This is a genomic window from Flavobacterium sp., assembly GCF_027482425.1.
Taxonomy (GTDB): Bacteria; Bacteroidota; Bacteroidia; order Flavobacteriales; family Flavobacteriaceae; genus Flavobacterium.
In genome coordinates, this window is sequence record NZ_JAIXWA010000001.1 from 1 (window position 1) to 9,113 (window position 9,113).

The following is a 9,113-nucleotide window of genomic DNA, read 5'->3' on the forward strand; positions in this document are numbered from 1 at the left end:
CGCTGCAGGAACGTTAGAACATTCTGCAGTTACATCCGCAGGTAAAGCCTCTACGAAAGCAGGAGCAGTAGTATCTTGAACGGTTACCGTTTGAACATGAGCTGTTGTGTTACCACAAGCATCTGTTGCCGTCCAAGTACGTGTCAAGGTATAAGCACTAGGACAAGAACCAGCCGTAGTTACTTCGTTGAACGTTACGTTAGCTGCTCCACAGTTGTCTGTAGCAGTTAAGGTTACCGCTGCAGGAACGTTAGAACATTCCGCTGTTACATCCGCAGGTAAAGCCTCTACGAAGGTTGGGTCAATGGTATCTTGAATTGTAATTGTTATAGTAGCAGTATCACAATTATTTGGATTTAATACTTCACAAATTTGGTAAGTGAAAGTATACGTTCCACAACTTCCACTTTCAGTTAGAGAAATATTTCCATTAGAATCAAAAACAACATTTGGTACTGTACCTGAAAGAAGAGAAAAGTTAACTAAACCACTTGCAATTGGTAATCCATTCAATGTATCATTTGAAAGTGAATTTCCAAAAATTCCATTAGCTGAACAAAGAATTGTAAAGTTATCATCGTTAGCAATGATCTGTGGTAGATGAACAGTTACAAATACGGTAGCTGTATCACAGTTGGAAGGATTGATTACTTCACAGATTTGATACACCAATTGGTAAGAACCTTCAGGCGTACCTGGCGCCACTATCACATCGGTACCCACAAGGGTGATGCCAGGGTTAGTAGACGATACGAAGGTAGTATTCACTTGAGAAGCAACAACTGGTTGCCCGTTTAAGGTATCGTTCACTAATACGTTAGTGAAGGCTGTACCACCAGCAAAGCCGTTGATAGGTGTTCCGTTGTCATCGTTAGCAATGATCTGTGGTAGATGAACAGTAACAAATACGGTAGCCGTATCACAGTTGGAAGGATTGATTACTTCACAGATTTGATATACCAATTGGTAAGAACCTGCAGGCGTACCTGGCGCTACATTAACTGAACCGGTTATTGGGTCAAGAGTTACATTTGGATCTGTAGTTGAAACTTGTGTTAAGTTTACTTGCGACAATACTACAGGCTGATCATTTAAGGTATCGTTTACCAATACATTTGGAACAGCAGTACCTCCAGTCAATCCATTTGCAATACCCGAATCATCATTGGCGATAATAACTGCTGCAGAAACAGGTATAGTTACCGTTGCTGTATCACAATTTGTAGGATTTGAAACTTCACAGATTTGATATACTAATGTGTAGTTACCAGCGGGTGTTCCTGGCGCAACAACGACATTGGTTCCAGATAATGTTACCCCAGCATTAGTAGTTGAAATTTGTGAAGTTATCACTTGTGAAGCGGTTATTGGATTTCCATTTAGTGTATCGTTAATCAATACATTAGTAAAAGAAACTCCACCTGAAGCTCCATTTACAGGTGAACCAGCATCGTCATTAGCAATAATTTCATTACATCGAGAAATCGTAAATGGAATAAAACAACCACCTCCACCAGCAGGTACTGCATAGTAAGTAGTAGTTGAACCTGGTGTGATTGGGAAGGGATTGGAGCTTGTATATTCTATTGTGTTTGATCCTAACGGGAATTCATTATAGAAAGAGGAGCCCACAGGGAAACTTGAGGCTACATCGGCAACAGGAACCGTATTACCTAAACCACAATAAGAAAAGTTACGTATCGTAGGAACTCCATCACAGTTAGTATTTACATAATTTGTACCATTTATCCCAATTGAAATAGACTGCGGTATAGGTTCCCCTATACATGTACCATTGTTGGTAAATCCTTGGATAAGAGAAATATTATTGAATAAAACTCCGGTAATTGAACCAGTCCCACTAAATGTTCCGTTTACTAGGATATTATTATCACAGGAGCTATTGTTTAAGATAGTACAATCCGTTGTTGCTCTTAATTTAAAAGTCAATCGCGCTAACACTTCGTTTGGAGTCGTTGGTAATGGCAAAAGTCCAAAATCCCAAACGATTGAGCCTGTTGCTCCTAGATTTGGATTGAATGTAATTGCGTTAGGCGTGGGAAGTGGTGTAAAGAATACACTTCCGGAAGCCGTATTGGGCACATAAGTCGCATTATAAGGAATTGGAATTACAATTTTAGTATTGTTAATTGCTTCAGTACCTTGATTACGAATATCTACCGTAAAAGTCATGTCTTGACCCGGCTGAATCGTGTAGGGTGCAGCAGAGACATTGACACCATTGAGTTGCGTCACACCTAATAAACCTTCTGGTTCAGGAATGTAGGCGTCAACCGCCATGGTAATGTTAAAAATAGCATATACGTCACCACCACTCCCGTATTGGAAATTAGTTGACGTTTGACTATTACCAATAATTGAATTATTTGTATTATTAAGATTGAACATGGAAATATCGACACCCGTATTATTTTGTAAATTCGGATTTCGCGTATTTCCACCGGTTACAATGGACGAATTAAAAAAGTTAGTTGCAGTATTACCACTGTGAGATAAATTGGTATAATTCGCAGAGTTTAGATTTTGAATTCTGAAAAAATCACCAGTTAGGCTGACATCCCCTTCAGAAGCCATTAAACCTAATTTAACACCTACATTTCCATTTTGTACGGTGTTAAAACCAGAAACCGGTAGGTTCGTTGTTGATGAACCATTCATGTAGGCATGACCGTCAAAAATTGTGATGTCTCGGTACTTCATTTTGGAGTTTTCATATACAACTACGATACCCCATCCTCCAGAGTAACCTGTTCCACCACCATTACCATCTCGCAAAGCAATATCTGCTACTGTATATGTTCCCAAACCGTTTTGACGAACATAATCCGTAATTTCAGTATAACCTGAATAAATGAAATCAGACGTGTTTGTAGGATAATAAATATTATTGGTGGTCGCCGTCATCATAGTATATGTGGATGCGCTGGGACCTCTCAACATTACTCTACGCTTGTCAAATTGCTTTGTGTAACTAGTTCCATTAATGGTACGAGTTACATTAAAAGTATTTGAAGTTCCAGCAGTGGATTGACTAGCTCGACCTGTCCAATATAATCCAGCAAAAACGATTCTTGAACAAGAAGGGATAGCTCCATTTTCTGTTGAGAAAGTTAAGTTAGCTGAAGAAGAGTTAAATGTAGGGCTTCCACCTAAACCAATGGGGGAATTTCCATCAACATCAACATATACCATAGTATTGCTGTTGTTATTAGTGTTATTCCCATAGTTTTGTAGGGTTAGGTTGGTATTACCAATCATGGTAAAATCTCCTTTCACATTGTAAACTGTCTGCGTAGGCGTAAACGAAGACGTTCTTTGTGAAAACGGAACAAAAACTTGTGCTTGAAGCATACTTAGGCATCCAAAAAACAAGATGAGCTGTAGCAGCAAAAAGTGGGTTTTGTTCGATTTGTAAGTCATATAGTTGTTTTTCATGGTATTCAACTTTTAAGTAAACTGGATTAGGATCCAGGTTCGCTTTTAAATACAACAATATAATTTGTTCCAGCAAACGAAACTACCTGAGAAATTTGAGGTAAAGTGTATTGAAAAGCTGTGAGTATATACACATAACGAAGTTTTGTAAAACTTGAAAGTGTATTCAAATTCAAAGCACCTGTGATTTGGGAAGGATTGTCAATGCGAATCGTGATCAATTCAATCGTGGCTTTTTGAAAGTTGGCCTGTGGTAAACGAATAAAACCGGTCAAGTCGGTATATAAATTCACAGGAGTACTACCGTAGGTTTTAACTACATTGTCATAAAAGTATACCGAGGATTGAACCTCATACACTAAATCCTTCAAGCGCATGCGCTCAAAGTCATTTCCTCCGTTGATGTAGGGATCGAAAGAACGGATACCGGAAACTCTGGATGTGCCAGCTTGTTGGGCAAACATTTCGCTCGAAAACGAAAGGAGTAAAGTCATCATAATGACTAAAGTTCTCCAAAAAGATTGTGAACCATGGGGTTTGTTCATGTTTGATTTATTTGGGTTGATACTATTCATGTTTTACAACTTTTAGTATAAAGTTAACATTGTTCAAAATTATGTTGATAAGTTATGCTTTTTCAATTTTATCCGTGAACTACGCTAAAACTCGTTAAACTTCAATTTTTGACCTTTTTTATATCATTCGTCGAAAAATAATTGTTTTTTAACGATGATTTTTGAAAATTCATCGATATTAAACTGCATTTAGTTCTATGAGTAAATCAAAAAACATCGACAAAATGCGTATTTTTAACACATCGAAAGTACAGTGTTAAAATCATTTTAACAAGTAAAATGTCGATTAAGTGTATAAAATAAAGGATAAAATGGAAAAAAATACATATATAACATGAATTTTCTTACAAAAAAATGAAATATCATCTTTCATTATTTCGACATGCAAAATCATCATGGGAATTTCCGCTAGATGATCGCTTACGCCCCTTAAATGAACGCGGAAAAGACAATGCAGAAAAGATTCGAAAAGAAGTAATTCGTCAGCACTATATTCCACAAAAGATATTTACAAGTCCTGCGGTAAGGGCACGAACTACCGCTAAAATAATAACTGAAAATAATGACACTCCTTTTCCAATCCTTGAAATCGTTGAAGAATTGTATACATTTGAAGGTAACAATTTAGAACGTTTTGTTAAAAAAATGAACCCCCAATACACTAACGTATTTCTTTTTGGCCATAACAATGCTATTACAGATTTTGTTAATAAATTTGGAGACTTGTTTATTCCCAATGTTCCAACTGTCGGTTGGGTAACGATTGAATTTGAAGCTGAAAATTGGGCTTCTATCACCAAGGGAAAAACAATACGATTCATAACTCCCAGCGCATTATAACCATGACAAATTCACGTAAATTTAACTATATAGACCGCGAAAAAAGTTGGCTCACTTTTAATGCTCGTGTCCTACAAGAAGCTGCCGATCCCACCGTTCCCTTACTTGATAGGCTTCGGTTTTTAGGTATTTTTTCAAATAATTTAGATGAATTTTTTCGAGTCCGCTATGCCGCAATTCGTCGATTAAGCCTCTCAGGTCAAACAGGCGAGAAAATTTTAGGCGGAATCTCTGCCCAGCAACTAGTGAAAGAAATCACTGAAATTGTTATCAAACAACAATCCGATAGTCTTCGTATCCTCAGTTCTATAGAGAAAGAGTTGGAAAAAGAAAATATTGTCATTGTCAACGAAAACCAACTCTGTCAAGAACATCAAAATTTTGTTCATGATTTTTTTATTCAAAATGTAAGTCCTGAATTAGTTACGGTCATATTGAATGATTTAGCTGAATTTCCTTTATTAAAAGATACCTCTGGCTACTTGGCTGTCAAATTGGTCATGCGCAGCGAAAATAAGACAGGTTTGTTTGGAAAAATGAAATCCAAAGAAGTGCGTTACGCCCTCATCGAAATCCCCAAAAACATCAACCGTGTCGTCGTTTTACCCGCTATCGAAAACAAGCAATACATCATGCTTTTGGACGATGTGATTCGCTATAATTTGAATTCGATATTCAATATTTTCGATTATGAAAGTATTTCGGCTCACATGATCAAAATTACCCGCGATGCTCAATTGGATATCGATAGTGATTTGAATAAGAGTATGTTGCAGAAAATCGCAACCTCAGTCAAGGAACGTCGCGTCGGTGAACCCGTGCGTTTTGTGTATGATACTTTGATTGATAAAGACACCTTAAGTTTTTTTCTCAACCGAATGGGCATTGATAAGTCAGACAGTGTAATTCCGGGTGGGCGCTACCATAATCGTCGTGACTATATGGATTTCCCCAACTTAGGACGATTTGATTTATTGTATCAAAAGAAAGTACCGCTTCCTGTTCCAGGCCTATCTTTAGAAGGAAGTATGCTGCAAAAAATTGCGCAAAAAGATTACTTGGTTTATGCTCCTTTCCAATCGTTTTCATACCTCACAAAATTTTTAAGAGAAGCGGCACTAGACCCGAAAGTTACCTCTATAAAAATCACGTTATACCGTCTCGCCAAAAATTCGCAAATTATTAGTTCCCTCATTAATGCTGCTAAAAATGGCAAACGCGTTGTGGTGCAAATTGAATTACAAGCTCGCTTTGATGAAGAAAGTAATATCTCGTATTCAGAAATGATGCAACAAGAGGGAATTGAGTTGATTTTTGGCATCAAAGGATTAAAGGTACACAGTAAAATTTGTGTAGTAGAAAGAATTGAAGATCAAAAGTTAAAACGATACGGATTTATTTCCACAGGCAATTTCAATGAATCTTCGGCCAAAGTGTATACCGACGTTACCCTTTTTACAAGCCATCAACAAATCCTCAAGGATGTTACAAAAATATTTGAGTTTTTTGACATCAATTACCGATTACACCGTTACAAGCATCTCATTGTTTCTCCTCACTATACAAGAAATCGTATCTACAAACTGATTGACCGCGAAATTCTCAATGCTACCCTCGGCAAAGTAGCAACGATTGATTTAAAAATGAATTCACTCTCTGATTTTGAGATGATTGATAAACTTTATGAAGCAAGTAATGCTGGGGTAAAAATTCGTTTGCAAATTCGTGGGATTTGTTCCTTAATTCCGGGTGTTCCTGGCATGAGCGAAAATATTCAAGCCATAAGTATTGTTGATAATTTACTCGAACATGCGCGTGTTTTTATTTTTGGAAATGATGGAAACCCCGACATCTACATTTCATCGGCCGATTTTATGACGCGAAATCTTGACGGTAGGGTAGAAGTTACCTGTCCCATTTATCAAGCCGATATTAAAAAAATTCTTATCGATACGTTTGAAATAGGATGGAAAGGGAATGTTAAAGCTCGTTTTCATTCCGAAAAATTGGACAATCGTTACCGAATGCGTGATGAAAACGCTCCCGTTTTTAGAGCGCAATATGAAATGTATGCGTATTTTCAACGCTTATATGAAGAACAACTTTTACTCCCTTAACTAGCCCCAACCCTATGATTGCGATTCGTAAATATGCTGCGATTGATATTGGTTCCAATGCGATGCGTTTGTTAATTACAAACATCGTAGAGCAAGAAGGAAAAGAGCCGCAGTTTAATAAGTCCTCTTTAATTCGCGTTCCTATTCGTTTGGGGCAAGATTCTTTTACCACCGGAATCATTTCACAAGAAAATGCGTTACGAATGGTCGATGCTATGGAAGCATTTCGATTATTAATGAAAGTCTACAAAGTCGAGCGCTATAAAGCCTGCGCCACATCGGCCATGCGCGATTCACTAAACGGACCCGATGTGGTGGAGCTTATTAAGGAAAAAGCGAATATTGATATTGAAATTATTGACGGTAAAACAGAAGCCATGATTATTGCTTCTTCGGATTTACATTCTTTCATTACGGCGGATAAAACCTATTTGTATGTCGATGTAGGTGGCGGAAGTACGGAGTTTTCCTTGTTCTCAGAAGGTAAAATGATTGCTTCTAAATCCTTTCGAAACGGAACCGTTCGATTGCTAAACGATCGCGTACCCGATGAAACGTGGAATGCTATTGAAGAATGGGTGCGAACCCAATGTGCAGCTTATGACGATATTATTTTGGTCGGCTCAGGGGGAAACATCAACAAACTTTTTAAGCTTTCAGGAAAATTACCCGATCAGCCACTTTCTTATCTATATCTAAATGCACAATATCAATATTTAAGTTCGTTGACATACGAACAACGCGTAGCAGAATTAGCACTCAATACAGACCGTGCCGATGTAATTATACCAGCGACAAAAATTTATTTAAATGCCATGAAATGGAGTGGAGCTAGAAAAATCTATGTTCCTAAAATTGGTCTCTCCGATGGTATTGTGAAGGCGATGTATCACGGAAAAATAGAATCCATAAAGTACTAAAACACTTTATAAATCAAGGTCAAATTGTTTTCGCAACAATTCCAAAGTGGGGTTGATTTCTTGTAGTCGAAGGTATTTGTCTTGGGGCGTAAAGGCAATTTTACTTTTAACTTCTTCATTGACTTCGACTTCAAGTCCGATTTCATGATTGTGTAGTTTGGCGCGTAAAAATGCAACAAGCTCAGGCTTTTCTTTGTCAAAGTCCAATTTTGAACCCAAATTCGGAAGCGTATGAATAATGGTAATACCCTCCAATCGCGGATCATTGATGCGTAATAATGCCTCCATGATTTTATGCCCTTTATCGTTTAATCGGTCAGCATATTTATACCACTGTTCCAATAGTTCTGTAGCAGTAAAGGGCTCGGTAGGCAAGGCTTTTTGTTCTTCGCGAACCGTATTTTTTTGCTGCTCCAACAGTTCCTTTTTCGCTCGAATACTTGACAGCGACAAAGCCGAAACTTTTCCTCCTTCGGTTTGACTAGGCAGAACGGTTTGAATGGGTTTGGAAATGGGTTGCTCAATAATTGGAGCATCCGTTTTCGGAACATCCGTTGAAACCGGTACCGGTGTGACTGCAGCTGCGGGTTGAGAAACGCTAGTTTCAGCTGCTGGTGGGGATATCGTTTCTTTTACCTGATTTTTTAATTCAGTGATGGAGTAATTGCTGGTCCTGTAGAAGGTTGGCGGAATTATGAAGTCAACTTTTTTTTTTCTCCATCAAAGGAGATGGAGCACAATTGCATCAATGTAAGTTCGACTAATAATCGCTGATTTTGAGACGTTTTGTATTTTAAATCGCATTCGTTGGCCAAGGTAATGGCTTTAAGTAAAAAGTCACTTTCGCATTTTTCTGCTTGTTCTTTATAAAGCACTTGTGCCTGCTCACCCGCCTCCAAAAGAGCAAGCGTCGCCGGATTTTTACACACCATCAAATCTCTAAAATGCGATGCCAACCCAACAATAAAGTGATGTCCATCAAATCCTTTGGCCAAAATGTGATGATAGGCTACTAAAATTTGAGGAATATCATGGGCTAAAATTAAATTAGTCATCGCAACATAGGTCTCAAAATCCAATACATTCAGATTCTCAGTTACCGCTTGACGGGTTAAATTTGTCCCACAATACGATACTACACGGTCAAAAATAGAAAGGGCATCCCGCATGGCGCCATCGGCTTTTTGGGCAATGATGTGTAAGGC

Annotated in this window: 5 protein-coding genes and 2 pseudogenes; 3 read left to right on the forward strand and 4 right to left on the reverse strand. The window is 38.0% G+C overall.

The features are described 5' to 3' along the window. A pseudogene (locus tag Q0037_RS00005) lies at positions 1-2,409 on the reverse strand (hypothetical protein); the annotation flags it as partial. Positions 2,410-3,482: 1,073 nt separating this feature from the next. Then, the gene (locus Q0037_RS00010; protein WP_297513506.1) at positions 3,483-4,001 is read right to left on the reverse strand and encodes a hypothetical protein; all 519 of its coding nucleotides are present in this window, start codon (positions 3,999-4,001) and stop codon (positions 3,483-3,485) included. A gap of 384 nt (positions 4,002-4,385) precedes the next feature. Here Q0037_RS00010 and Q0037_RS00015 point away from each other — a divergent pair, with 384 nt between their 5' ends. Genes Q0037_RS00015 through Q0037_RS00025 form a run of 3 tightly spaced genes read left to right on the forward strand, consistent with a single transcriptional unit; the run spans position 4,386 to position 7,908 of the window. Then, positions 4,386-4,871: a histidine phosphatase family protein gene (locus Q0037_RS00015; protein ID WP_297513509.1), complete on the forward strand. Its 486-nt coding sequence runs from the start codon at positions 4,386-4,388 to the stop codon at positions 4,869-4,871. A gap of 2 nt (positions 4,872-4,873) precedes the next feature. Then, positions 4,874-6,988, forward strand: a complete 2,115-nt coding sequence (gene ppk1, locus Q0037_RS00020; RefSeq protein ID WP_297513513.1) for a polyphosphate kinase 1 — start codon at positions 4,874-4,876, stop codon at positions 6,986-6,988. A 14-nt stretch (positions 6,989-7,002) separates the two neighbouring features. Beyond that, positions 7,003-7,908: an exopolyphosphatase gene (locus Q0037_RS00025; RefSeq protein ID WP_297513516.1), complete on the forward strand. Its 906-nt coding sequence runs from the start codon at positions 7,003-7,005 to the stop codon at positions 7,906-7,908. A gap of 6 nt (positions 7,909-7,914) precedes the next feature. On the opposite strand, the gene Q0037_RS00030 is transcribed toward Q0037_RS00025, so the two are convergent. Both Q0037_RS00030 and Q0037_RS00035 read right to left on the reverse strand, forming a co-directional pair. Then, entirely contained in the window at positions 7,915-8,361 is a 447-nt protein-coding gene (locus tag Q0037_RS00030) for a DNA polymerase III subunit gamma/tau (protein ID WP_297513518.1), read from the reverse strand. A 239-nt stretch (positions 8,362-8,600) separates the two neighbouring features. Beyond that, positions 8,601-9,113 (reverse strand): annotated as a pseudogene (locus Q0037_RS00035) (DNA polymerase III subunit gamma/tau); the annotation flags it as partial.